Source organism: Myxococcus virescens (assembly GCF_900101905.1).
Lineage (GTDB): Bacteria > Myxococcota > Myxococcia > Myxococcales > Myxococcaceae > Myxococcus > Myxococcus virescens.
On sequence record NZ_FNAJ01000009.1, the window covers coordinates 192,291 to 216,927 of the forward strand.

Annotated in this window: 21 protein-coding genes; 16 read left to right on the forward strand and 5 right to left on the reverse strand. The window is 69.2% G+C overall.

Annotated features, from left to right (window positions below; all coding sequences use genetic code 11):
• Window positions 1-169 precede the first annotated feature (169 nt).
• From clpX to BLU09_RS24920, 11 genes are all read left to right on the forward strand, one after another.
• Complete coding sequence (clpX, locus tag BLU09_RS24870) at window positions 170-1,453, forward strand: ATP-dependent Clp protease ATP-binding subunit ClpX (protein ID WP_011552099.1); 1,284 nt, start codon at window positions 170-172, stop codon at window positions 1,451-1,453.
• Between the two features lie 197 nt (window positions 1,454-1,650).
• Window positions 1,651-3,816 carry a prolyl oligopeptidase family serine peptidase gene (locus BLU09_RS24875; RefSeq protein WP_090491974.1) on the forward strand — a complete coding sequence of 722 codons (2,166 nt, stop codon included), beginning with the start codon at window positions 1,651-1,653 and terminating at the stop codon, window positions 3,814-3,816.
• Between the two features lie 198 nt (window positions 3,817-4,014).
• Window positions 4,015-6,471 (forward strand): endopeptidase La, encoded by a 2,457-nt coding sequence (gene lon, locus BLU09_RS24880; RefSeq protein WP_090491975.1) that lies wholly within the window; start codon window positions 4,015-4,017, stop codon window positions 6,469-6,471.
• A gap of 138 nt (window positions 6,472-6,609) precedes the next feature.
• Complete coding sequence (locus BLU09_RS24885) at window positions 6,610-8,316, forward strand: peptide ABC transporter substrate-binding protein (protein ID WP_090491976.1); 1,707 nt, start codon at window positions 6,610-6,612, stop codon at window positions 8,314-8,316.
• A gap of 85 nt (window positions 8,317-8,401) precedes the next feature.
• Window positions 8,402-9,286 carry an ABC transporter permease subunit gene (locus BLU09_RS24890; RefSeq protein ID WP_090491977.1) on the forward strand — a complete coding sequence of 295 codons (885 nt, stop codon included), beginning with the start codon at window positions 8,402-8,404 and terminating at the stop codon, window positions 9,284-9,286.
• Window positions 9,283-10,095 (forward strand): ABC transporter permease subunit, encoded by an 813-nt coding sequence (locus BLU09_RS24895; RefSeq protein WP_090491978.1) that lies wholly within the window; start codon window positions 9,283-9,285, stop codon window positions 10,093-10,095. Before BLU09_RS24890 ends, BLU09_RS24895 begins: the two co-directional genes overlap by 4 nt.
• 104 nt (window positions 10,096-10,199) lie before the next feature.
• The gene (locus BLU09_RS24900) at window positions 10,200-10,661 is read left to right on the forward strand and encodes a response regulator (RefSeq protein ID WP_011552105.1); all 462 of its coding nucleotides are present in this window, start codon (window positions 10,200-10,202) and stop codon (window positions 10,659-10,661) included.
• Between the two features lie 72 nt (window positions 10,662-10,733).
• Window positions 10,734-11,279 (forward strand): YqgE/AlgH family protein, encoded by a 546-nt coding sequence (locus BLU09_RS24905; RefSeq protein ID WP_090491979.1) that lies wholly within the window; start codon window positions 10,734-10,736, stop codon window positions 11,277-11,279.
• Window positions 11,279-11,536, forward strand: coding sequence for a BolA family protein (locus BLU09_RS24910; protein ID WP_011552107.1), 258 nt, complete (start codon window positions 11,279-11,281; stop codon window positions 11,534-11,536). Before BLU09_RS24905 ends, BLU09_RS24910 begins: the two co-directional genes overlap by 1 nt.
• A 14-nt stretch (window positions 11,537-11,550) precedes the next feature.
• Window positions 11,551-11,871, forward strand: coding sequence for a Grx4 family monothiol glutaredoxin (gene grxD, locus BLU09_RS24915; RefSeq protein WP_011552108.1), 321 nt, complete (start codon window positions 11,551-11,553; stop codon window positions 11,869-11,871).
• 92 nt (window positions 11,872-11,963) lie between these two features.
• Entirely contained in the window at window positions 11,964-13,364 is a 1,401-nt protein-coding gene (locus BLU09_RS24920) for a DUF2914 domain-containing protein (RefSeq protein ID WP_090491980.1), read from the forward strand.
• A 13-nt stretch (window positions 13,365-13,377) separates the two neighbouring features.
• On the opposite strand, the gene BLU09_RS24925 is transcribed toward BLU09_RS24920, so the two are convergent.
• Together BLU09_RS24925 and BLU09_RS24930 are read right to left on the reverse strand one after the other, a co-directional pair.
• Window positions 13,378-14,925: an aminopeptidase P family protein gene (locus tag BLU09_RS24925; RefSeq protein WP_186817979.1), complete on the reverse strand. Its 1,548-nt coding sequence runs from the start codon at window positions 14,923-14,925 to the stop codon at window positions 13,378-13,380.
• A 31-nt stretch (window positions 14,926-14,956) separates the two neighbouring features.
• Window positions 14,957-15,721: a 16S rRNA (uracil(1498)-N(3))-methyltransferase gene (locus BLU09_RS24930; protein WP_090491982.1), complete on the reverse strand. Its 765-nt coding sequence runs from the start codon at window positions 15,719-15,721 to the stop codon at window positions 14,957-14,959.
• 161 nt (window positions 15,722-15,882) lie between these two features.
• On the opposite strand from BLU09_RS24930, the gene BLU09_RS24935 reads away from it, so the two are divergent.
• Window positions 15,883-17,073 carry a tRNA-uridine aminocarboxypropyltransferase gene (locus tag BLU09_RS24935; protein ID WP_090491983.1) on the forward strand — a complete coding sequence of 397 codons (1,191 nt, stop codon included), beginning with the start codon at window positions 15,883-15,885 and terminating at the stop codon, window positions 17,071-17,073.
• A 70-nt stretch (window positions 17,074-17,143) separates the two neighbouring features.
• Here BLU09_RS24935 and BLU09_RS24940 read toward each other — a convergent pair whose 3' ends face one another.
• On the reverse strand, window positions 17,144-18,787 hold the full coding sequence (locus BLU09_RS24940; protein ID WP_244172008.1) for a FecR domain-containing protein: 1,644 nt from the start codon (window positions 18,785-18,787) through the stop codon (window positions 17,144-17,146).
• On the reverse strand, window positions 18,774-19,442 hold the full coding sequence (locus tag BLU09_RS24945; RefSeq protein WP_090491985.1) for an RNA polymerase sigma factor: 669 nt from the start codon (window positions 19,440-19,442) through the stop codon (window positions 18,774-18,776). Before BLU09_RS24945 ends, BLU09_RS24940 begins: the two co-directional genes overlap by 14 nt.
• A gap of 236 nt (window positions 19,443-19,678) precedes the next feature.
• Between BLU09_RS24945 and BLU09_RS24950 the strand changes: the two genes are divergently transcribed.
• Window positions 19,679-20,866: an EB domain-containing protein gene (locus tag BLU09_RS24950; RefSeq protein WP_090491986.1), complete on the forward strand. Its 1,188-nt coding sequence runs from the start codon at window positions 19,679-19,681 to the stop codon at window positions 20,864-20,866.
• 18 nt (window positions 20,867-20,884) lie between these two features.
• Here BLU09_RS24950 and BLU09_RS24955 read toward each other — a convergent pair whose 3' ends face one another.
• Entirely contained in the window at window positions 20,885-21,871 is a 987-nt protein-coding gene (locus tag BLU09_RS24955) for a class I SAM-dependent methyltransferase (protein ID WP_186817978.1), read from the reverse strand.
• On the opposite strand from BLU09_RS24955, the gene BLU09_RS24960 reads away from it, so the two are divergent.
• Genes BLU09_RS24960 through BLU09_RS24970 form a run of 3 tightly spaced genes read left to right on the forward strand, consistent with a single transcriptional unit; the run spans window position 21,870 to window position 24,568 of the window.
• Window positions 21,870-22,559 carry a UdgX family uracil-DNA binding protein gene (locus tag BLU09_RS24960; RefSeq protein WP_090492092.1) on the forward strand — a complete coding sequence of 230 codons (690 nt, stop codon included), beginning with the start codon at window positions 21,870-21,872 and terminating at the stop codon, window positions 22,557-22,559. The two genes, BLU09_RS24955 and BLU09_RS24960, sit on opposite strands and share 2 nt — an antisense overlap.
• A gap of 55 nt (window positions 22,560-22,614) precedes the next feature.
• Complete coding sequence (locus tag BLU09_RS24965; protein ID WP_090491988.1) at window positions 22,615-23,376, forward strand: crotonase/enoyl-CoA hydratase family protein; 762 nt, start codon at window positions 22,615-22,617, stop codon at window positions 23,374-23,376.
• A gap of 46 nt (window positions 23,377-23,422) precedes the next feature.
• Window positions 23,423-24,568, forward strand: a complete 1,146-nt coding sequence (locus tag BLU09_RS24970) for a cystathionine gamma-synthase (RefSeq protein WP_090491989.1) — start codon at window positions 23,423-23,425, stop codon at window positions 24,566-24,568.
• The last annotated feature ends 69 nt before the right edge of the window (window positions 24,569-24,637 follow it).

Here is a 24,637-nt window from a genome sequence, read left to right on the forward strand (position 1 = left end):
GAATGCGCCCCCGCGACTCCGGCTTTCTGCTTTCTGCGTCACGGCACAGGTCCTGTTAAGTACCCGGAAGGCGCGTGGACGTTCCGGACGGGGGCTGACTAGATTGGTCCGAGCCAGGAACGGGGTGGAGTTCGGGGGCGGGGGCCTTTCAGGCGCAGCGAGGGACGAAATGGCGGGCAAGAACGTGGAGAAGCGAGACAACCAGACCCTCTGCTGCTCCTTCTGTGGAAAGTCACAGAAGGAGGTCAAGAAGCTCATCGCGGGGCCGACGGTCTACATCTGCGACGAGTGCATCGGGCTGTGCAACGACATCATCGCGGAGGAGATCGACCGCGAGGAGACGAAGGACACGAAGCTGCGCATCCCCCGGCCCTCCGAAATCAAGGCGGTCCTGGACGAGTACGTGATTGGGCAGGAGCGGGCGAAGAAGACGCTCTCCGTCGCCGTGCACAACCACTACAAGCGCATCGAGTCCAAGGTCGCGATGGAGGACGTGGAGCTCCAGAAGAGCAACATCCTTCTCCTGGGGCCTACCGGTAGCGGCAAGACGCTGCTGGCGCAGACGCTGGCGCGCATCCTCAACGTGCCCTTCACCATCGCCGACGCGACCTGCCTCACCGAGGCCGGCTACGTGGGCGAGGACGTGGAGAACATCATCGTCAACCTGCTGCAGGCCGCCGACCACGACATCGAGCGCGCCCAGCGCGGCATCGTCTACATCGACGAAATCGACAAGATCGCGCGCAAGTCGGAGAACCCCTCCATCACCCGCGACGTCAGCGGCGAGGGCGTTCAGCAGGCGCTGCTCAAGCTCATCGAAGGCACGGTGGCCAATGTTCCGCCCAAGGGTGGCCGCAAGCACCCGCAGCAGGAGTTCCTGCAGGTGGACACCACCAACATCCTCTTCATCTGCGGCGGCGCCTTCGGCGGGCTGGACCAGGTGATTGAGCGGCGCATGGGCGGCCGCAGCCTGGGCTTTGGCGCGGACGTGCAGTCCAAGAAGCAACGCAGCCTCACGGAGCTGCTCAAGCACGTGGAGCCGGAGGACCTGCTGAAGTTCGGCATGATTCCGGAGTTCATCGGCCGCCTGCCCATCATCACCGCGCTGGAGGAGCTGGATGAGGCTGCCCTCATCAACATCCTCAACCAGCCGAAGAACGCGCTCACCAAGCAGTACCGCAAGCTCTTCGAACTGGACGGCGTGACGCTGAAGTTCACCGACGGCGCCCTCAAGGCCATTGCCAACGAGGCCATCCGCCGCAAGGCGGGCGCCCGTGGCCTGCGCTCCATCCTGGAGTCGGCCATGCTGGACGTGATGTACGAAATCCCGTCCCGCAAGACAGCCCGCGAGGTGCTCATCTCCGAGGAAGTGATTCTCAAGAAGAGCGAGCCGGTGGTGCTGCACGCCCAGCCGGAGAAGGAAGCGGCCGAGCCGAAGAAGGAATCCGCCTGACGCCTGGGCCCCTGTCGGGGGCCCGGTGTTGTCTGGTTGACGGGGCGCGTCACGGAACCACCTGGTGTGGTCCGGGCGCGCCTCTTTCGTCAGGGGAGGGGCCGGGCTTGCGTTGGCCCCGCCACACTTTTTGTGGGACGGCCGGGGCCCTTTCTGTATGTGCTGGGCCCATGAGAAAGCTGCTCGTTCCCGCCCTGATGTCGCTCGCGGCGTGTGCCTCCCAGAAGGAGGCCGCGCGTGATGAGCTGCCCGCGGCAGCCTCCGCGGCCCCCGTTCCTGAGGAGTCTCCCCGCATGTCCTACCCGGCGACCCGGGCGGAGCAGGTTGTCGACACGTTGCACGGCGTCCAGGTGGCGGACCCGTACCGTTGGCTCGAGGACGAGAAGGCCCCCGAGGTCCAGACGTGGATGACGGCGCAGAACGCGCACGCCCGCGAAGCGCTGGCGAAGTTCCCCGGCCGTGAGGCCCTGGCCGCGCGCTTCAAGGAGCTGTTCTACACCGACTCCGTCTCCACCCCGTCGCGCCGCAACGGGCGCTTCTTCTACGTCCGCACCCACAAGGACAAGGAGAAGGCCATCCTCTACTGGCGCCAGGGGGAGAGCGGGCAGGAGAAGGTGCTGTTGGATCCGAACGGCTGGAGCAAGGACGGCACCGTGTCCCTGGGGACGTGGGCCGTGTCCTGGGACGGCAAGAAGGTGGCCTTCGCCCAGAAGCCCAACGCCGCGGATGAGGCGGTGCTGCACGTCATCGACGTGGACTCCGGCGAGTGGTCCAAGGTCGACGTCATCGAGGGCGGCAAGTACGCCACGCCCAAGTGGACGCCCGACAGCAAGGGCTTCTATTACGAGTGGCTGCCCACGGACCCGTCCATCAAGGTGGACGAGCGCCCCGGCTACACCACCATCCGCTACCACACGCTGGGCACGGAGCCGTCGAAGGACACCGTGGTGCACGAGCGCACCGGCGACCCGACGACGTTCCTCCAGAGCGACCTGAGCCGCGACGGCAAGTACCTGTTCGTCTACATCCTCCGCGGCTGGAGCGAGAACGACGTCTACTGGAAGCGGCCGGGTGAGAAGGACTTCCGCCTGCTGGTGAAGGGCGCGGGCGCCAAGTACGAGGTGCACGCCTGGAAGGACCGCTTCTACGTCCTCACCGACGAGGGCGCCCCGCGCCAGCGCGTCTTCGAGGTGGATCCGGCGAAGCCGGCCCGCGCGTCGTGGAAGGAGATTGTCCCCGAGGACCCGTCCGCGTCCCTGCTGTCCGTCAGCATCGTCGGCGGGCACCTGTCGCTGGAGTACCTCAAGGACGCGACGTCCGAGGTGCGCGTGGCCACGCTGAAGGGCAAGCCGGTGCGCACGGTGCAGCTGCCGGGCGTGGGCGCGGCGTCCAACCTGGTGGGCCTGGAGGACCTGGATGACGCCTACTACGTCTTCACGTCCTTCACCACGCCCCGCCAAATCTACAAGACGTCCGTCAGCACCGGGAAGTCGGAGCTCTGGGCCAAGGTGGACGTGCCCATGAACCCGGAGCAGTACCAGGTCGAGCAGGTCTTCTACGCGTCCAAGGACGGGACGAAGGTGCCCATGTTCGTGGTGCACCGCAAGGACCTGAAGCGTGACGGCAACGCGCCCACGCTGCTCTACGGCTACGGCGGCTTCAACGTGAACATGGAGGCCAACTTCCGCTCGAGCATCCTGCCCTGGCTGGACGCGGGCGGCGTGTACGCGGTGGCCAACCTGCGCGGCGGCGGCGAGTACGGCAAGGCCTGGCACGACGCCGGCCGCCTGGACAAGAAGCAGAACGTCTTCGACGACTTCCACGCGGCGGCCGAGTACCTGGTCCAGCAGAAGTACACGCAGCCCAAGCGGCTGGCCATCTACGGCGGCAGCAACGGCGGCCTGCTGGTGGGCGCGGCCATGACGCAGCGGCCGGAGCTGTACGGCGCGGTGGTGTGCGCGGTGCCCCTGCTGGACATGGTGCGCTACCACCTCTTCGGCAGCGGCCGGACCTGGATTCCGGAGTACGGCACGGCGGAGAAGCCCGAGGACTTCAAGACGCTGCACGCCTACTCGCCCTACCACCATGTGCGGCCGGGCGTGCGCTACCCGGCGCTGCTGATGATGGCGGCGGACCACGACGACCGGGTGGACCCCATGCACGCCCGCAAGTTCGTGGCGGCGGTGCAGAACTCGCCCGGAAACCCGGCGACGGCGCTGCTGCGCATCGAGGCCAACGCGGGCCACGGTGGCGCGGATCAGGTGGCCAAGGCCATTGAGTCCAGCGTGGACCTGTACTCGTTCCTGTTCCACGCCCTGGAGGTCCAGGGGGCACAGGGTGGGGTGGCGGCGCAGGGCCGCTGACACCCCAAGCGGACGCCCGAGGGAGCCTCGGGTGTTCCCTTGATGGCAAGACGCCGTTCCCCAATCTTGAGCCGGGGAACGGCGCCGCGAAACGCCGTGTTATAGAACTGCTGCATCCCGTACGAATGCTCGGCGAGCGAGCAGACGGGCAACTCTTCTAGGGGCCTGCAACTCCGAGGGCCCGCAGGTGGCGGATACATGTTCTTCGGACGTGACGACAAGAAGGAAGCCCAGAAGCGGGGTTTGACGGTCCCGCTCTTGCCCCTTCGGGACATCATCGTGTTCCCGCACATGGTGGTGCCGTTGTTCGTCGGCCGGGAGAAGTCCATCGCGGCGTTGAAGGACGCGATGGCGCACAAGGGGCCGGACGACAAGGCCGTCATCCTGCTGGCTGCGCAGAAGAAGGCCAAGACGAACGACCCCACCCCCGACGACATCTTTCACTTCGGTACGCTGGGCCACGTCATCCAGCTCCTCCCGCTGCCCGACGGCACGGTGAAGGTGCTGGTGGAAGGCGTGCGCCGCGCCAAGGTGAAGAAGTTCCACCCCAACGACGCCTTCTTCATGGTCGAGGTGGAGGAGGTGGAGGAGCAGACGGAGAAGACGGTGGAGCTGGAGGCGCTCGTTCGCAGCGTCCACTCCGTCTTCGAGGCCTTCGTCAAGCTCAACAAGCGCATCCCGCCTGAGATGCTGATGCAGGTGGCCAGCATCGACGACCCGGCGCGGCTGGCCGACACCATCGTCGCGCACCTCTCCCTGAAGCTGAACGACAAGCAGGCCCTGCTCGAGACGGAGTCCCCGGCCAAGCGCCTGGAGAAGCTCTACGAGCTGATGCAGGGTGAGATCGAGATTCTCCAGGTGGAGAAGAAGATCCGCACGCGCGTCAAGAAGCAGATGGAGAAGACCCAGAAGGAGTACTACCTGAATGAGCAGATGCAGGCCATTCAGAAGGAGCTGGGTGAGCGCGACGAGTTCAAGAACGAGATTCAGGAGATTGAAGAGAAGCTGAAGAACAAGCGGATGAGCAAGGAGGCCACGCTCAAGGTCAAGAAGGAGCTGAAGAAGCTCCGGATGATGAGCCCGATGAGCGCCGAGGCCACCGTCGTCCGCAACTACATCGACTGGATCATCAGCCTCCCCTGGTACGACGAGACGCAGGACCGTCTGGACGTCACCGAGGCGGAGACGGTGCTCAACGAGGACCACTACGGCTTGAAGAAGCCGAAGGAGCGCATCCTCGAGTACCTGGCCGTGCAGCAGCTGGTGAAGAAGCTCAAGGGCCCCGTGCTGTGCTTCGTCGGTCCTCCGGGCGTCGGCAAGACGTCGCTGGCGCGCTCCATTGCCCGGGCCACCGGCCGCAAGTTCGTGCGCCTGTCGCTGGGCGGCGTGCGGGACGAGGCGGAGATTCGCGGCCACCGGCGCACGTACATCGGCGCGATGCCGGGCAAGCTCATCCAGTCGCTGAAGAAGGCGGGCAGCAACAACCCCGTCTTCCTGCTCGACGAAATCGACAAGATGTCCACGGACTTCCGTGGCGACCCGAGCGCGGCGCTGCTGGAGGTGCTGGACCCCGAGCAGAACCACAACTTCAACGACCACTACCTGGACCTCGATTACGACCTGTCCAAGGTGATGTTCATCTGCACCGCGAACACGATGCACAACATCCCCGGTCCGCTGCAGGACCGCATGGAGGTGATTCGCATCGCGGGGTACACCGAACCGGAGAAGCTCTCCATCGCCCGGCGCTACCTCATCCCGAAGGAGCAGGAGGCCAACGGGCTGGCGGACCTCAAGGTGGACATCAGCGACCCGGCGCTGCGGACCATCATCCACCGCTACACGCGTGAGTCGGGCGTGCGTTCGCTCGAGCGTGAGATTGGTGGCGTGTTCCGCAAGATTGCCCGCGACGTGCTGAAGAACGGCAAGCGGGACATCGAGGTGGACCGGAAGATGGCCATGAAGTTCCTGGGCACGCCTCGCTACCGCTACGGCGTGGCGGAGCGCGAGGACCAGGTGGGCATCGTCACGGGCCTCGCCTGGACGGAGCTGGGTGGCGAAATCCTCACCACCGAGGCCACGGTGATGCCGGGCAAGGGCAAGCTCATCATCACCGGCAAGCTGGGTGAGGTGATGCAGGAGTCCGCGCAGGCGGCCATGTCCTACGTGCGCAGCCGCGCCGAGCGCTTCGGCATCGACCGCAAGGTGTTCGAGAACTACGACATCCACGTCCACTTGCCGGAGGGCGCGATTCCGAAGGACGGTCCGTCCGCCGGCGTCACCATCTGCACCGCGCTGGTGAGCGCGCTCACCCGCGTGCTCATCCGCCGCGACGTGGCGATGACGGGTGAAATCACCCTGCGCGGACGGGTGCTCCCCATTGGCGGCCTGAAGGAGAAGACGCTGGCCGCGCACCGGGCGGGCATCAAGACGGTCCTCATCCCGAAGGCCAACAAGAAGGACCTGAAGGACATCCCGCTCAAGATTCGCAAGCAGCTGCGCATCGTCCCGGTGGAGTTCGTGGACGACGTGCTGCGCGAGGCGCTGGTGCTGGAGAAGCCGGAGGAGTTCGGCCGCAAGCCGGCGACGACGGACGCCGGCAAGCTGGGTGGCACCACGGAGCTGCCGGCCTCGCCGGCCGTGGCCCCGGCCTAGCGTAAGACAGACAGCACCCGGCGGGCCGCCGCGCCTGCCGGGCCGAGCTGAAGGGAAGCCAGGACGCCGGACGACCAAGGTCACCGGGTTCCTGGCTTCTCCTTTTCTGGCGCCTGGACCTTCGGGGTAGAAGGGGCCTTGGTGGCTCCGCGCGCTCGACTCCGGTGGTGGTGGTACCTGCTGGCCGTGTGGGCCGCGTCGTGTGGTCCGTGCGGCTTCCAGCCGGAGCCCGGCGTGAAGGTGGTGGTGCCGGCCATGCCCACCACGCTGGATTGGAGCCACTCGGACCCGGACAGCTGGGCGAACTACCCGGTGATGCTGGCCACCCAGCGCGGGCTCACGCAGCTGGGGCCGGACCACGGCGTGGAGCCGGGGCTGGCCGAGCGGTGGGAGCGCGTCACGGACGGGCAGGGGCGGGACGTCTATACGTTCCACCTGCGGCGGGACGTTCGCTGGTCGAATGGCGCACCGCTGGTGGCGCGTGACTTCGTCGTGGGCTGGCGGCGCGCGCTGCGGGGCCGCGAGCGCGGGGAGATGGCGGACCTGGAAGGGGCCTCCGAGGCGCTGGCGCTCCAGGAGCGAGGCGCGCCGGAGGCCGAGGTTCGCGCCGCGTTGGAGCGCGTGGGCGTGGAGGCCGTGGACTCGCACACGCTTCGGGTGACGTTGGCTCGGCCGCGCAGCTACTTCCTGGCGCGCGTGGCCAATGTGTACCTGTTCTATCCGGCGCCCTCGGCGGACCTGGAGGGGAAGTCGGACGAGGAGGTTCGGGACTACTTCGACCGTCCGCGCGATGGCCGTCCCCTGGCGCTGGGGCCCTACCGCGTCGAGCGGTGGGACCGCGCGGGGGAGCGGGTGCGGCTGGTCCACAACCCGGCGTCGGCCTTTCCTCCGCGGATGGCAGAAGGGGAGACGCCCGTTCCGGTCATCACGCTGATGAAGTCGGAAATCGGCCCGGCGCTGTACGAGCGGGAGCGGGTGGACTTCGTCTTCGTGGACAGCGCCGCGGCGCTGCGCATCCACCGGCCGGACGACTTGCGCCGCGAGCCGTTGCTGTCCACGTACTTCCTGGCCTTCAACACGGAGAAGGCGCCGCTGGACAGGCCGGAGGTGCGGCGCGCGCTGTCCCGGGCGCTGGACCGCGAGGCACTGCTGGCGGGGCTGCTGCCCGCGGCGCGGCCGTCTCATGTGTTGCTGCCGCCGGAGCTGCCGGGGGCCGCGACGACGGAGCAGGCCGCGCGGCTGCCGCGCTACGCGCCGGAGCAGGCTCGGGCGGAGCTGGCGGGTGTGGCGGGGCTGGAGCGGCCGTTGCGGCTCGTCTACCGGTCGGGGGATGGATTCGTTCCCGAGGTGGCCATCGCGGAGCGGGTGGCCGCGCAGCTCGCGCGCGTGGGGGTTCGGGTGGTGCTGGAGGCGCGCTCGGATTTCTCGGCGGAGATTGCCCGGCGCTCCGCGCAGGGGCCTCGCACGTATGACTTGTACCTGAGGCGCCTGGGGGCGGATTACGCGCACCCGAATACGTTCTTCACGCTGTTCGAACGTGAGGGCAATCACCAGACGGGGTGGGAGACGCAGGCGGGCGGCGAGCCCCTGGCGCGCTTCGAGCGGCTGCTGGAGGCGGGAGACAGCGCGCCGGATGAGGCGACTGCCCAAGCGTCATATGTCCAGGCGCAGGAGGTGCTCGTGGGGGAACAGGCCGTGATTGCGCCCCTGTACCACCCGGACCGTTATTACCGCGCGCGCTCGCGGCTTCGCGGGCTGGACGTGGACCCCTTCAACTTCCTGGCGCTGCGCGCGCTGCGCTGGGGGGCGGCGTCGGATGCGCCCCGGGCGGAGGCGTCGCCGTGAGCGTCAGCGGTATTCATGGCGGCTTTGGGCACCTGCGTGCTTCGCGCGTGGCTCGTGGCGTCGTCCTGCGCTCAAGAGGTGCGCCGTGAGGGCCATCGCCCAGCGCCTGTTGCGGCAGGTCGTCCTGGTGCCTGTCGTGGCCGTGGCGTCGTACTTCCTCATGGCCTCGCTTCCGCTGACCACGGAGACGGACGCGAAGCGGCAGGTGTCGCGTGAGCTCGCGGCCTCGTACCGGAGGGATTTGGGCATCGGCGAGCCGCTGGGCTTCCTGCGCCCGTGGGAGAAGCTCTTTCGCGGCGAGCGTCTGGGCACGAGCGCCCAGGGCATCACCGGCGATGAGCTGCTGACGAAGCTGTCTGGCAGCGTGGGCGTGGGCTTGATGGCGCTGCCACTCGCGCTGACGTGGGCCCTGGGCTTTGCCTTGCTTCGGACCCGGTGGAGGAAAGGCCGGTGGGCCGCGCTCGGTGACGTGGTGCCCGCCGTGGCGTTCGGCACGCCCGTCTTCATCCCCGCGCTGCTGCTCGCGCCCGGCGTGGTGGAGCGTGGACACCTGCTGCCGGAGCTGTGCGCGGCGCTGGTGACGTCCATCTGGCCCGGCATCTTCCTGGGCACGCTCGTGGGCGACTCGCTGGAGGCGGAGTTGTCGCGCGACTACGTGCGCACCGCGCTGGGCAAGGGCCTGTCGCGCGCCGCCGTGCTGCGCCGTCACGTCCTGCCCAACGTGTGGCCCGCGATGCTGGACGCCGTGGGGCCGGTGGCCACGTCGCTGCTCGCCGGTTCCTTCGCCGCGGAGCGCGTCCTGGGCCTGCCGTACTTCGGCCAGCTCTACGTCCTCGCCGTGCTCAACAAGCAGGTGGCCGTCGTCGTCGTCGCCACCACCACCTTCGCGACCCTGCTCGTCATCGTGAGCCTCGCGGTGGAGGTGCTGCGCTACGCCGTGGACCCGCGCTCCCGGGAGGCCTCGGCATGAGCCGCATTCCCCTGCGCGCCCGCGTCGGCCTGGTGCTCCTCGTGGGACTGGGCCTGCTCAGCCTCGTGGCGGGGCGGCTCTTCCCGGAGGCCCTGGCCAGCACCTGTCCGCTGGGCATGGACCCCACGCGCCCGGACCGCACCGTCTGCGAACTCGCCTTTGGCGGGCTCTGGGTCTCCCTCGCAGTGGGGCTCGCCGCGGGCGCGCTCTCCACGTTCATCGGACTCGCCGTGGCCGCCGTGGCGCGGCTGTCCGGCGGCGCGGTGGAGCAGACGCTGCTGCGCGCCGTGGACGCCGTCTTCGCCTTGCCGGACGTGCTGGTGGTGATGGTGCTCCAACTCGCGGGGCAGTCGCTCTCCGACGCGGGAGCGGGCGGCGGCCTGGGCCCCTTCGGCCTGATGGTCGTCTCGCTGGCCCTGGTGGGCTGGGCGGGGCCCGCGCGCATGTTCCGCAACCGCCTGGCGACGCTCGAATCCCAGGAGTACGTGGCCGCGTCCCGGGCGCTCGGCGGAGGCGGCCTGCACCTGCTGCGCGTCCACCTGTGGCCCGCGCTTCGGCCCTTCGCGCTCGCGGTGTTCCTGTCGCGCCTCCCCGCCGCCATCCTCACCGAGTCCACCGTGAGCTTCTTCGGCATCGCCCGGATGGAGCCCATGTCCCTGGGCCGCTACCTGGGCACCAGCTACGCGGCCCTCATCTACGAGGGCGGCGGCCGGGTGGTGCTGCCCGCCTGGGCGCTGCTCGTGCTGCTGGTGCTCGGTGCCTCGCTCGCCTCCCAGGCGCTCTCCGAGTCCCCTCGCCGGGTGACCTGACGAGCACTGGAGTCGGGGTACCCGCCCCGGTGCGACGTGGAATTCCCAACGTTGGGGGAGGCGTTGTCCACACACGGAAACCTTTTGCCCACATTGGTGCCTCCATGTCCCTGACGCCTAGCGAAGAGCTTGCCACCTTCACCGAACTCGACACCCGCGAGCGCGAGGAGCGCACGGACTTGCTCAAGCTGGAGCCCGCGCGCGCCGCGGTGCTCGTCGTCGAGGATGATCCCTCCCACCGCGAAATCCTCGTGGAGATGCTGGCGGGCTGGGGCTACGAGCCCCTGCCCGTGGGCAGCGCCGAGGAGGCTGAATTCGCCGTGCGCAACAAGCGCATGGACGCCGCCATCGTCGACGTCTTCCTGCCCGGTCGCAGCGGCGCCACGCTGATGTCGCGGCTGCGCGAGCGCTTCCCCCAGTCCGTCCTCATTGGCGTCAGCGCCCTGAGCGACGCGGCCATGGCGCGCAAGTGCAAGGGCCTGGGCGCGGACCTCTTCATCGGCAAACCCCTGGATCCTCAGCGGCTGGCCGAGGCCCTCCAGTCCAGGCACACGAGCTGGCACTGATGCCCCCTCTGGCCCGGGGCGCCGGGGCGGGTTCCGGTTGCGCCATCCGCGTGAACGGTTGATGCTCCTGGGGTGAAGAACCTCGCTCCCGGCTTGCTGCTGGCCATGCCCCAGCTCGGCGATCCGAATTTCTACCGCTCGGTCGTCTTGATGCTGGAGCACTCAGAGACGGGCTCCATGGGGCTCGTCATCAACCGGGGGGCCCCCCTGACGCTCGGTGAACTGGCGCGCGGGCAGAACCTGGGCATCGCCGCTGGACGGAAGGAACATTCCGTCTACCTGGGCGGCCCGGTGGAGCCTCAGCGGGGCTTCGTCCTCCACGACGACACGGAGCAGCGGGAGAAGCACTCGGTGCTGCCCGGCCTGTTCCTGAGCGTGACGCTGGACGCGCTGGGCCCGCTCCTGACCAATCCGAACCCGCGCCTGCGCTTCTGCCTGGGGTATGCGGGCTGGGGGCCGCGTCAACTGGAGAGCGAGATTGCCGCCGGCTCCTGGCTCTTCACCGAGGCCACCGCGGAGGCGGTGCTTGGCCACGAGCCGTCGAAATTGTGGGATACGACGCTGCGTGGCATGGGGGTGGACCCCGCCATGCTGGTGATGGGAAGGGGAATGAACTGATGCTCGACGCCGAATTCATCCGGGCCCGCATCCTGGAGGCCCTGCCGGGCTCCGAGGTGGAGGTGCGGGACTACACCGGGACGGGAGACCACTACGAGGCCCGGGTGGTGAGCCCCGACTTCGCTGGGAAAGCCATGGTGCAGCAGCACCAGCTCGTATACGCGCCGCTCCAGCAGTGGCTGAAGAGCGGCGAGCTGCATGCGCTCGCGCTAAAGACCTATTCTCCCGAGCAGTGGAAGAAGCTCGGGACTCGCTAGAAGGAGCGGTACCCATGACGCCTGAACTCAAGGCCCGGTTGGAGCAGGAGACCCGGTCGCACAAGATTGTGCTCTTCATGAAGGGCAACGCCCTCTTCCCCCAGTGCGGCTTCTCCGCGCGGGCGCTGCAACTGCTGCAGCCCCTGGGGCAGGTCCACACGGTGGACGTGCTCGCGGATCCGGAGATTCGCCAGGGCATCAAGGACTTCACCAACTGGCCCACCATCCCCCAGATTTTCATCAACGGGCAGTTCGTCGGCGGCTCCGACATCCTGATGGAGCTGGCCGAGCGCGGTGAGCTGGCCGACCTGGTCGCGGGCAAGAGCCCGGCCTAGCGGAGGACGGGGCCTCGGGGAGTGACGGGCGAGGGGAGACCGATTCCCCTCGCTGCGGCTAGGATGGAAGGCCGCCGCCCCGAGGAACCTCTGTGGTCACCGCTACCCGTCACAATGCCCCCGAGAATCCGGACGAAGCCTCCGCCGAGGTGCCCAATGCGGGCCCCGCCGTCGAGGCGAACGTCCCCGTCGCAGAGAACCACGCAGCCGTCGCCCTGACGGACACCGTGTTGCCGGCCCAGGCGCCGGGCGTGGTGGTGGACCCGGACGACCTGGTCGACACGGCGAAGACGCCCACCCTCATGGACAAGGTGCAGCAGTTCCGCGCCCGCCATGAGAAGTGGGAGATGGCCGTCTTCTTCTTCGGCGGCTTCATCTACGACGTCATCACCATCAGCCGCATCGATGACACGCTGACGCTGGCGCAGAACTTCGGCTACCTGCTGGTCCTCACGGGACTGCTGTTGCTGGAGCAGCGCTACCCGGACGGCGTCGAGCCGCCGAAGTTCCTGCAGAAGGTCTGGCGCTGGCGCGAGGACGGCATCCACTTCCTCTTCGGAAGCCTGCTCAGCGCGTTCATGCTGCTGCTCTTCAAGAGCACGTCGGGCGCGCTGCCCTACCTGTTCGTGGTGGGCCTCTTCGCCCTGCTGGCGGCCAACGAGCTGCCCCTGTTCCGCAGGCTGGGGCCCATCATGCGCATGGTGCTGCTCAGCCTGTGCGTGACGATGTACTTCGTCTGCCTGCTCCCGGTGGTGCTGGGGCGCATGGGCTTCTGGGTCTTCCTGCTGGCCGTCGCCATGGGCTGCGCGAGCATCTTCGGGGTGATGCGCCTCATCCGGCGCTGGCGGCCGGACAACCGGTACCTGCTGCGCAACGTGGCCATCCCCGGCTTCGGCGTGCAGGCCGCGCTGCTGGGCCTGTACCTGGTGGGCGTGATTCCGCCGCTGCCGGTGGCCGTGCAGTTCGCGGGCATCTACCACCAGGTGGAGCGGGTGAGTCCGGGCATCTACCACCTGTCCTCGGTGGACTCCGGCGCCTGGTACAAGCCGTGGACGTGGGGCGGGCCGGACTTCCTGATGCAGCCGGGGGACAAGCCCTACTACTTCTTCCGCATCTTCGCGCCGAAGCACTTCCAGTCGTACAAGGTCCGCGTGCGCTGGTACTTCGACGACCCGCAGAAGGGCTGGACGACGTACGGCAACGGCTTCATGGCCACCGTCAGCAGCAACGGCACGGACGGCGGCTACCGTTTCTACGCGACGACGTCCAACCTGAAGCCCGGCAAGTGGCGCGTGGTGCTGGAGACGGAGGACGGGCACGAAATCCACCGTCTCAACTTCACCGCCGGGCCGGATGCGAACCCCGGACCCCGCGTCTTCGACGTCGCCGTGTCCACGCTCAAGGATGTGAAGCCCCTGGCGCTGTCGGAGTGGCAGGAGCGGGCCGCGGCCGCGGTGGCGAAACCCGCCACCGCCGCGCCGAAGCCGAAGTAGCGCGCCGGGCCTACTACTTCTTGCCCTTCCGGGCGGCCTTGTCCGCCGCCCAGAGGGACTTCATCCACGCCTCCACGTCCTTCGCCTTGCGAGGGATGTCGGCGGAGAGGACCTTGCAGCCGCGCGCGGTGACGACGACGTCGTCCTCGATGCGCACGCCGATGCCCCGGTAGCGCTTGGGCACGGTGAGGTCGTCCATCTGGAAGTAGAGGCCGGGCTCCACCGTCAGCACCATGCCGGCCTGGAGCTTCCCGTACTTGTAGGTCTCCTGCCGCGCCTGGGCGCAGTCGTGCACGTCCAGGCCCAGCATGTGGCTGACGTTGTGGAGCGAGTAGCGCTTGTAGAACTGGTGCTCGTCCTTGAGCGCCACCTCGGCGTCCTCGAGGATGCCCAGGGCCTCCAGGCCCTCCGCGAGCACGCGCATGGCCGCGCGGTTGGGCTCCATGAAGTCGTTGCCCGGCTTCACCTCGGCGAAGGCCGCGTCCTGCGCCTCCAGCACCAGCTCGTAGATTTCGCGCTGCTCCTTGGAGAACTTCCCGGAGATGGGCAGGGTGCGGGTGATGTCCGCGGTGTAGAGCGTCTGGCCCTCCACGCCCGCGTCCAGCAGCAGCAGGTCGCCAGGAACGAGCGGCCCGTCATTGTGGTGCCAGTGCAGGATGCACGCGTGGGCGCCGGAGGCGGCGATGGTGCGGTAGCCCACGTCGTTGCCTTCCACGCGGGCGCGGAGGTTGAAGATGCCCTCCACGTAGCGCTCCGTCTTCGCCGTCTTCAGGCCGCGGATGACGTCCTCGAAGCCGCGGTGCGTGGAGTCGATGGACGTCTGGAGTTCACGCAGCTCCTGCGCGTCCTTGAGCAGCCGCATCTCCGACAGCGCCTGGGCCAGCCCCTTGTCCTTGTCCTTCTCAGCCGGCTCCGGCACGGCGCCGTCCACCTTGGGCGACAGGCCGCGCAGCAAGCGCGTGGGACGGCTCGCCGCGCCGCTGAGGCCGGAGAGGAAGTCCGGCAGCTCGTTGAGGCCCCGGGCCTGGTCCACGCCGTAGCGGGTCTGGCTCTCCTTCACGCCCAGGCGGGGGCCTTCCCACAGCTCCCCCTTCACGCGGTCGGTGAAGAACGTGGCGTCGGTGCGGCCCGGGTTCGGCTCCACGAAGAGCACGTCGGTGTGGCCCCCCTTCTCCTTGGGCTGGAGGACGAGGACGCAGTCCGGCTCCAGGTTGCCGGTGAGGTAGTAGAAGTCGCTGCCCGGCCGGAAACGGAAGTTGGTGTCGTTGGCGCGCACCTTCTCGTGGCCGGTGGGAATGATGAGCGTCTCGCCGGGGAACAGCTTGGAGAGCGCCCGGCGGCGGGCCTTGAAGGCCTCCGCCTGCTTGATTTTCGGAGGCAGCTTCTTCGAGCGCGGCTTCCACGACTTCATCATGAAGTCGAGCAGGGCCGGCGGCGGCACCGTGTCGTGCGTGGCGGGCTTCGCGGGCGCTGCCGCGGGGGCCTGCTCCTCGGAGGTGACAATCGGCTGTTGCTCGCCCAGGGCGGGCTGAGCGGCGGCGGAAGAACGGGTCGTGGCCATGGACAACTCTTCACCCGACCCTGGCGCGCCTTCAAGTCAGAGTTGTCGCGGGCGGTGCCGCAATGTCCTCCCGGAGAAGCGCCACCTGCCCCAGGAGGACGGGCACGGCCGTCTCCACGCGAAGAATGCGGGGCCCCAACGAAAACGGGCGGAAACCATGGGCTTCCAGGAGGTCGGCCTCGAAGGGCACCCAGCCGCCGTCCGGTCCAATGGCCAGTACGACGCGTTGGGCCAGGCCCACGCCCAGCGCTCGGAGCGACTGCCTCGCGGGCGGGTGGGGGAGCAGGCGGAGCGTCTGGGGGCCGAAGAAGGCGTCGAGCTCGTCTTCGACGAAGGGACGGAAGCGCTCTCGGACCAGCACTTCTGGGAGGCGCGTATCCCGGGCCTGCTCCAGTCCCTGGATGAGCAGCTCGTGGACGAAGGCGGGGGCCAGCACCTTGGAGTCGAAGTAGCTCTTCTCCACGCGCGCCGCGTTGAGCAGGACGATGCGGTCCACGCCCAGCGAGGCCACCGCGGGCAGCACCTTCTTCAGCGCCTTGGGGCGGGGGATGGCCAGCAGCAGGTCGATGCCCGCGCGCGGGGGCGGAGGCTCGGTGAGGGTGACGCGCAGGTGCAGCACGCCAGCGCTGTTCTCCAGCACCTCGCCAGTGCCGGTGAGGCCGCCCAGGTGTCCTACGCGGAGGGACTCGCCGGGCTCGGCGCGCAGCACCTCGCGGGCGTGCTGGGCCCGCCGTCCGGTGAGGCGCGCGGTGCCGTCGGGCAGGAAGTCTTCGTCCAGGAGGAGCAGCAGGTTCACCGGGCCTCTGTACTCCGTCGCCTGGAGGCTTGGGGAATCTTCGGCCCAGAGGGGGCGGTGTCCGGCCGCCGTTGCCCCGGGGAAGCCGGCCCCCGGGCACCCAGCCTGCCCGGCCCTCCCGTGGTGGGACTTGCCCCTGCTCGGAGCGTGCCGTAAAGGCGATGGCCGTGCGTAACCTCTGCCTGCGTTGCCGCCGTCCCGAGAGCGCGTGTTATTGCGCGCAACTGCCGCCCCGGCTGGAGACTCGCACGCGCGTCGTGTTCCTCCAGCACCCGCGCGAGAGCCGCGTGGCCATTGGCACCGCGCGCATGGCGCACCTGTCGCTGAGCAACTCCGAGCTGCATGAGGGCGTGGACTTCACCGGCCACCGGCGAATCGAGGAGCTGGCCGCGCAGCGGGACTCCGTCGCGGTGCTCTTCCCGGGCGAGGACGCCATCCCGGTGGAGGAGGCGCGGCTGAATCCTCCCAAGACGCTCATCGTCGTGGACGGCACCTGGCCGCAGGCAAAGAAGGTCGTGTCGCGCAACCCGGTGCTGGCCGGGCTGCCGCGCATCGGCTTCGTGCCGCGCCGGCCCAGCAACTACCGCATCCGCGCGGAGCCCGCGGACCACTGCGTGTCCACCATCGAGGCGGTGGTGGAGATGCTGGGCATCCTGGAAGGGGACCCCGCGCGCTTCGACACGATGCTGCGGGCCTTCGAGTACATGGTGGATACGCAGTTGGAGCGGCAATCCACGCGCACCTCACCCAATCGGCGCCGCATCTACTTCGGGCCGTGGCGTCCACCGCTGGAGCTGCGCTCGCTGGCGGAGCGCTTCGAGAAGCTCGTCGTCTTCTACGGCGAGGCGAACGCGCACCCCGCGGGCGGCGAGGAGATTCCCACCGAGCTGGTGCACGCGGTGGCGTGCCGTCCGGCCACGGGCGAGCGCTTCGAGGCCATCATCGCGCCGGAGCAGCCCCTGGCCTACAGCACGCCGCTGCACGTGGAGTTGTCGGAGGACGTCCTCCGCGCGGGCGAGCCCCGGGCCGAGGCGATGAAGCGCTTCGAGGCCTTCCTCCGCCCCGATGACGAGCTGGCGGTGTGGACCACGTTCGCGCTGGACCTGCTGTGGGCGGGCGGCATCACCCGGCGTCCGGCGAGCAGCGTGCGCCTGGCCACCGCGCGCGCGCTGAAGGGCAAGGCGGGCGGCGTGGAGCAGGCGATGACGCTGTTGCAGGGGCCGGAGTTGCCGCAGTGGGCCCCGGGCCGCGCGGGCCGGCGCATCCGCGCGCTGGAGTCCGTGGTGCGCGAGCTGGTGGCTCGAGGTAACGCCACCGAGCCGCCTCAGAAGCTGCCTCGCACGGGCAGCTGAGTCCGAGGCCCGTTCCCGTCCGCGCCGTGCGTCGCGGGCGGGCACATGGGGCCGTCGTCTCCCGCCCGCCTCAGGGCAGCAGGCCCGTCCTGGCCTCCTTGGCGTAGCGCCCTCGCGGGAAGTCGTTGAGGTACTGGCGGTATTCGTCCTTGGCCCGGTGCGATTCGAGCTTCTCCTCGAAGCACCGCGCGCGCAGGTAGCGCGCCTGCTCGCGGTGGGACGCCCTTGGGCTGCGCTGGGCAATCTCGTCCAGGCCTACCAGGAAGCTCTCGCACTTGCGCGAGTTCACCTTGAGCCGGGCGTAGCCCAGGAATCGCTCGTCGGCGTCCTTGGACATCAGCGCCATGGGAATCAACGGCTCGCGCTGCTTCGGTGTTTGCTTCGCCACGGCCTCCGGAGGCGGCTGGGGCTCCGGCGCGGGCGGCCTGGGGACGTTCACCGACGGCACGGGGTAGGGCGCGAACTCGTGGTTCGGGTCCACGGGGGCCGGGGGCGCGGTCGGGGTGCTTCCCGCGGCGGCCACGGGGGCCAGGGCATTCGCCGGTGGCGGCGCGGGCTCGGGCGCCGGGGCTTCACCGATGGGCTCCTGCGGCGTGGGCGCCACCGCCGCCACCGCGCCTGGCGTCATGGGGGCGGGCCGAGCGCTGATGGGGCGGGGCGGGCTCACGGGGACTTCGTCCACCGGAGCCCGGAGCTCCGCGATGGCCCGCAGGTCCGGCTTCGACATCTTCCGCGGGTTCAGCGTGTGCTTCTCCGCGTGCAGTTCCACCCGCTCGCCAGGCCCGACCCGCCGCGGCGGCTGACCCTCTGCCTCGACGCGGACCTGCCCTTCCGCGACGGCCACGGCGGCGCCGTCCTTCGTGCGCTCCACCGTGAAGACCGTGCCCACCACGGAGACGCGCAGGCCCGCCACCTCCACCATGAATCCTTGGCGCGCCGTGTGCGAGGCCTCGACGGACAGGCGTCCCTTGTTCACGGTGAGGTGCACATCGCGCGGCTCCGCGCGGGACAGCTCGACCTCCGAGCCCGCCGACAGCCGAACGCGGCTCTCATCCGGCAGCCGAAGCAACGCACTGGAGCGCGCGGGCGTCCGCACCGCCACGCCTGAACGCAGCCGCATGCCAGGCTTGAGCGCGCGCTCCGTGCCTCCCGCTTCGCGCAGGATGGCACCCGCGACGGCGACCCGTTCTGTCTCCGTGGTGGCGTCGAGCTTCTCCGCTGCATTCGTGGGGACAGACGGCTCGCTGCCGGTCGCGGCGTGAGCGGCGGTCTCCGGAGCCTGCGGCACCGTGGGAACCGCGTCACCTCCGTTCGACGGAACGGAGGCACCCGACGCAGGAGCAGAGGGGGCATCCCCCCGAGCCACGTGCGCTCCGCTCTCGTCCATTGCCCGGGGAGCGCGAACCATCCAGAACGCCAGCATTGCCGCGCAGACGCCCGCGAGCGCCACGACCCACGGCCAGCGGGCGCTGGGCGCGCTGCGCACCATGCGCCGAGCCGCTTCCGCGCGAAGTCCTTCGCTCATGGCGTCCGTGCGCGGCGCGGGCAGGGTGCCGCGGCCCTCGTGGAGGACAGCGCGGGACTGCCGCACCTGCTCCAGCGCCTGGGCACATTCGGAGCAGGTGGCGACGTGCGCCTCCACCCGTCCGCTCGCATCTGCGTCCAACTCGCCCGCGGCCAGGGCCCACAGGGAGTGGTGCTCATGTCGCGCCATGGAAGCCTCCGGGACGGTTGGCGCCGAGCAGTCGCTGCATGGCTTCGTTGAACTCCAGCCGCGCATGGTGGAGGCGGCTGCGGACGGTGTTGGGTGAGCTGCCCACGGCGTCGGCAATCTCGTCCGGGCTCATTCCACACAGCTCGTAGTACACGAAGACGATGCGCTTCTTGGGCTTCAGCCGTTCCAGCGCCAGCTCCACCAGCCGGGCCGCCTGACGCCGCGAGGCCACCCGCTCAGGGTCGTCTCCTTCCGCCGCCGGTTCTGGGAGCTCCCAGACGGGGTCCTCCGGCCGGCGCCGCTTCCAGCGCAGGTGGGACAGGGCCACGTTGGAGCACACGCGATAGAAGAAGGTCCGGAATCGGGACTCACCCCGGTAGCTCTTCACGGCTGTCAGCAGCCGGAGATAGGCCTCCTGGAGCAGGTCCTCCACGTCCACGCGGTTGCCGACCAGGTGCCACAAGGTGCGGGAGGCATCCGCCTGCGTGAGCGCATAGAGCTGTTCGAATGCCGTCAGGTCGCCCTCCTGGATGCGCCGGACCAGTGCCTGGAGCCGCACCTCGTCCTGGGCGGGAACGCCGGACACGTCGCGTCCCTTTCGCTCCTCGGGGAGGTGGGTGACGTGCGCGAATGAGCGGGCTCCACGCAGGAACACCAGGGGTTCTCCCTCGAGGGGTGGTCGGGGTCCGGCGCGGTGCGAGCCCGGCCCGGTGACCGACTGAAAGGTCCAGGCCACTACATACCTCCATGGCCATGGGTCTCCGGAAAGACGAAAGCCGATCAAATAAATTTTTTGATCATCCGTCTGCGCTACGGAGTCCATCGCTGCTGAAACCGGAAAGCACCCCCGGTGGCCGGACCGGTACCCCTGAGTTCTCGGAGTCCCCACTCATGCGGAACACCCCCATACGTAGCCTCATGTGGCTGCCGTTGCTCGCCGTCCTCGCCGTCCTCCCGGGCTGCATCGTCCATGGAGAGGATGACTGGTACGACGACTACGACGACGACATCTGCTACTGCTCCTCCGACAAGGATTGCAGCACCGGTGAGAGCTGCCGCAGCGGCGTCTGTCGGACCGTTCCACCGGGCTCGGGCGAGTGTTCCTCCTCCCTGGACTGCCCCGGGTCCCAGATCTGCATCAACAGCGTCTGCTCGCAGTTCTGCTCGCGTGACTCCGACTGCGGTTCGGGCCAGCGGTGCGACGACCGCTACTGCGTTGGGACCGGCGGGACGCGCCCGGACGCGGGTTCTGATGGCGGGACGCGCCCGGATTCGGGGACGGACGGGGGGACGCGTCCAGATGCTGGCTCCGACGGCGGGACGCGCCCGGATGCGGGCGTGGACGGGGGTTCTCCTCAGCTGTGCCGGGTGAACATGGATTGCGGTACGGGGAACTACTGCATCAACAACCAGTGCATCCGCGGCTGCTATGACGATTCCTGGTGCGATGCCAAGGACACCTGCGTGAGCGGCCTGTGCCGTCCGCGCCCGGTGGACCCGAACACCTGCTCCACCGCGGCGGACTGCTCCGGCGGGAAGGACTGCGTGGATGGCCAGTGCCGCGCGGCTTGCGACTCCACCACCCAGTGCCCGGACGACTACAGCTGCCAGATTGGCTACTGCATGCCCATTCCGGATGGGGGCCAGTGCCGCGCCAACTGCGAGTGCCCCGCCGGCCAGGTCTGCTTCAATGGCCAGTGCAAGCCGCCGCAGCCGGACCCGGGCCAGACGTGCGTGGCCAACTGCGACTGCCCCTCGGGTGAGGTCTGCACCAACGGTTACTGCCGTCCGCCGGCCCCCCCGCCGGACGCGGGCACGGGCACGGCCTGCCAGGCCAACTGCGACTGCCCGTCGGGCGAGGTCTGCTCCAACGGCCAGTGCAAGGTGCCGCCGCCTCCTCCGGTGCAGGATGCCGGGACGTCCACCCCGGTGTGCCGCGCCAACTGCGAGTGCCCGTCCGGTCAGGTCTGCACGGACGGCGTCTGCAAGCCCGTCAACACGGGCAGCGGCAACAGCTGTCAGGCCACCTGCGAGTGCCCCGCCGGCGAGCGCTGCATCGACAACGTCTGCTGGCTGTAGTCGGGACGGACGCCAGCGTCAGGGAGCCACCATGCGCCAGCAGCGGTGGATCTCCTTGCGCTGGAAGTCTTCGGGGATGGAGCGAGGGGTGATTTCCTCCACCTCCATCCCGCGCGTGGCCTTCGGCTCCAACTGGAACCCCAGGAAGTTGTTGGAGAAGTAGAGGACGCCACCGGGCGCGAGCAGCGCCCGGATGGCGGCCAGCAGGCGCGGGTGGTCGCGCTGCACGTTGAAGCTGCCCGACATCTTCTTCGACGTGGAGAAGGACGGCGGGTCGCACACCACCAGGTCGTACCGCTCTGGCGCGTCGGCCTGGGCCTCCACCCAGGCCTTGGCATCCGCGCGCACCAGCGTGTGCCGCGCGTTGGCCAGGCCGTTGAGGTCCAGGTTGTCCTCGGCCCAGTCCAGGTAGGTGTTGGACAGGTCCACCGTCATCGTGCTCGCGGCGCCTCCCGCGGCGGCGTAGACGGTGAAGGCCCCGGTGTACGCGAAGAGGTTGAGGAAGCGCTTGCCCCGGGCCTCCTCCCGCACGCGCGCGCGGGTGTTGCGGTGGTCCATGAAGAGGCCGGTGTCCAGGTAGTCGCCCAGGTTCACCCAGAACTTCAGGCCCTGCTCCTCCACCACGATGCGCCCGCTGTCCTGGCCCACCCGGCCGTACTGCGAGCGGCCCCAGGGCTGGGGCGTGTGCGTCTTCACGAAGATGCGCTCGGAGGGAACGGCCAGCACCTGCGTCACCGCGGCCAGGACTTCCTCCCGCTGCGTGTCCGCGGCACCGGAGGCGATGGCGCGCCGCCGGGGGTATTCCACGACGTGGACGCGGTCGCCGTAGACGTCGATGGCGTACGGGTACTCGGGGATGTCCCTGTCGTAGACGCGGAAGGCCGTCAGGCCCTGTGTCCGGGCCCACTTCCGGAAGCGCTTGTCCCCCTTGCGCAGGCGGTTGGCGAACATGCCCTCGGGGCCGGTTGCGTCGTGAGAGCCATGCGTACCTTGTGTGTCAGCCATGCCCAAGCGTCCTTCCGTCCAGACCACCGCGGCCCCCCTCATCCCTGAGTCTCCGACGTACGACAAGCTCCGAAAGGCGGCCGCGGGGTGTCAGGCCTGCCCGCTGTGGCGCACGGGCACCCAGACTGTCTTTGGCGAATCCGAGGGCCAGCCGCGCCCCGGCCCCCGGGTGATGCTGGTGGGGGAGCAGCCGGGAGACCAGGAGGACCGGGCCGGCAGGCCCTTCGTGGGCCCCTCCGGACGGCTGCTGGACGAGGCGCTGGAGGCCGCTGGAATCGACCGCGCGCAGGTGTACGTCACCAATACGGTGAAGCACTTCAAGTGGACTGGCCAGGGGCCCCGGCGCATCCACGCGAAGCCGACCACGACGGAGATTCGCGCCTGCCTGCCGTGGCTGGAGGCGGAGATTCGTGTGTTCCGCCCGGACGTCCTCGTCTGCCTGGGGGCCACCGCGGCGCAGGCGCTGCTGGGCAAGGCGTTCCGGGTGACGCAGTCTCGCGGGCAGCCGCTGGCGTCGGAATGGGCGCGGGTGGTGGTGGCCACGGTGCACCCGTCTTCCATCCTCCGCGCGCCGGACCCTCGGGCGAAGGAGGCCGCTCTGGAGGCCTTCGTGGACGACTTGCGCCAGGTGGCGCGCATCATCCACGGCCTGTCGGAAGGGGAGGGCGCGCACGCGCCCATGTCGTAGGGAAGCACCGCGGCGGGATTGCGGTCCGGACGCGAGGGAAGAAGACTCCGCCGCCATGAGCGTGCGCGTCGAGAAGAACGGCCTCGTCACCACCGTCATCCTGGACCGCCCGGAGGTGCGCAACGCCGTGGATGGCGCCACCGCCCAGTCCCTGGCGGAGGCCTTCCGTGCCTTCGACGCGGACCCGGACGCGCGGGTGGGCGTGCTCCATGGAGAAGGGGGCACCTTCTGCGCCGGGGCGGACCTGAAGGCCGTCTCCGAGGGCCGGATGCCCCGTTTGGAGCTGGATGGGGATGGTCCCATGGGCCCCTCGCGCATGGTGCTGTCCAAGCCCGTCATCGCGTCCATTGGCGGCCATGCCGTGGCGGGCGGCTTGGAGCTGGCGCTGTGGTGTGATTTGCGCGTGGCCGAGGAGGATGCCGTCCTGGGCGTCTTCTGCCGCCGCTGGGGCGTGCCCCTCATCGACGGGGGGACGGTGCGGCTGCCCCGGCTCATTGGCCTTTCGCGCGCGCTGGACCTCATCCTCACGGGCCGGCCTGTCTCCGCCCAGGAGGCGCTGGCCATGGGGCTGGTCAACCGCGTGGTGCCCCGGGGGCAGTCGCGCGAGGCCGCGGAGGCCCTGGCGCGCGAGGTGGCCGCCTTCCCGCAGGCGTGCATGAACGCGGACCGGCGCTCCGCCTACACCCAGGCGGGGCTGGGCACCGAGGAGGCACTGCGTCAAGAGTTCGCCCGCGGTGTCAAGGTCCTGGAGTCGGAGTCCATTGCCGGCGCCACGCGTTTTGCCCAAGGGGCAGGGCGTCACGGGAAGTTCGAATAGGCGGGTCCTGCTGCGGGCAGGGAGGGACTGTGTTAGTTCCCCCGGCATGCGCTTCGACACGCTTGCCATTCACGCCGGTCAGGAGCCGGACCCCACCACCGGCGCCATCATGACGCCCGTCTACCTGTCTTCCACCTACGTCCAGGATGGCCCCGGAGAGCACAAGGGCTACGAGTACAGCCGGACGCAGAACCCCACCCGCAAGGCGCTCCAGGACTGTCTGGCCGCGCTCGAGGGGGCGAAGTACGGCGCGGCCTTCGCCTCGGGCCTGGCGGGCACGGACATGCTGATGCACATGCTGGATTCGGGCGACCACGTGGTCGTCTCGGACGATGTGTACGGCGGCACCTTCCGCCTCTTCGACAAGGTGTTCCGGCGGGCCGGGCTGCACTTCTCCTTCGTGGACCTGTCCAAGCCGGAGAACTTCGAGGCGGCGATTACGCCGAAGACGAAGATGGTGTGGGTGGAGTCCCCCACCAACCCGATGCTCAAGCTCATCGACCTGGCGCGCATCGCCGAGGTCGCCAAGAAGCGGAACATCCTCTCCGTCGCCGACAACACGTTCATGACGCCGTACTTCCAGCGCCCGCTGGACCTCGGCTTCGACGTGGTGGCGCACTCCACCACCAAGTACATCAACGGCCACAGCGACGTGGTGGGCGGCTTCGTCTGCACCAGCCGTGAGGACGTGGCAGAGAAGATGTACTTCCTCCAGAACGCGGTGGGCGGCGTGTCCGGCGCCTTCGACAGCTTCATGGTGCTGCGCGGCGTGAAGACGCTGCACGTGCGCATGGACCGCCACGCCTCCAACGCGATGAAGGTGGCGCAGTTCCTGGCGTCCCACCCGAAGGTGAAGAAGGTCACCTACCCGGGCCTGGAGTCGCACCCGCAGCACGCGCTGGCGAAGCAGCAGATGTCCGGCTTTGGCGGCATGGTGACCTTCGACATCCAGGGGGGCCTGGAGGCGGCCCGCACCTTCCTCAAGACGGTGAAGGTGTTCGCCTGCGCCGAGTCGCTCGGTGGCGTCGAGTCCCTCATCGAGCACCCGGCCATCATGACCCACGCCTCCATTCCCAAGGAGACGCGCGAGCAGCTGGGCATCACCGACGGCTTCATCCGCCTGTCCGTGGGCATCGAGGACGCGCGGGACCTGGTGGACGACCTGTCCCAGGCGCTCGACGCCGCGAAGTAGCCGTCAGGGCCTCGCGCCCCTTCGGTTTCCAGGGCCTCCCCGCGCTCGCCTTTCCGGAAGCGCGCGGAG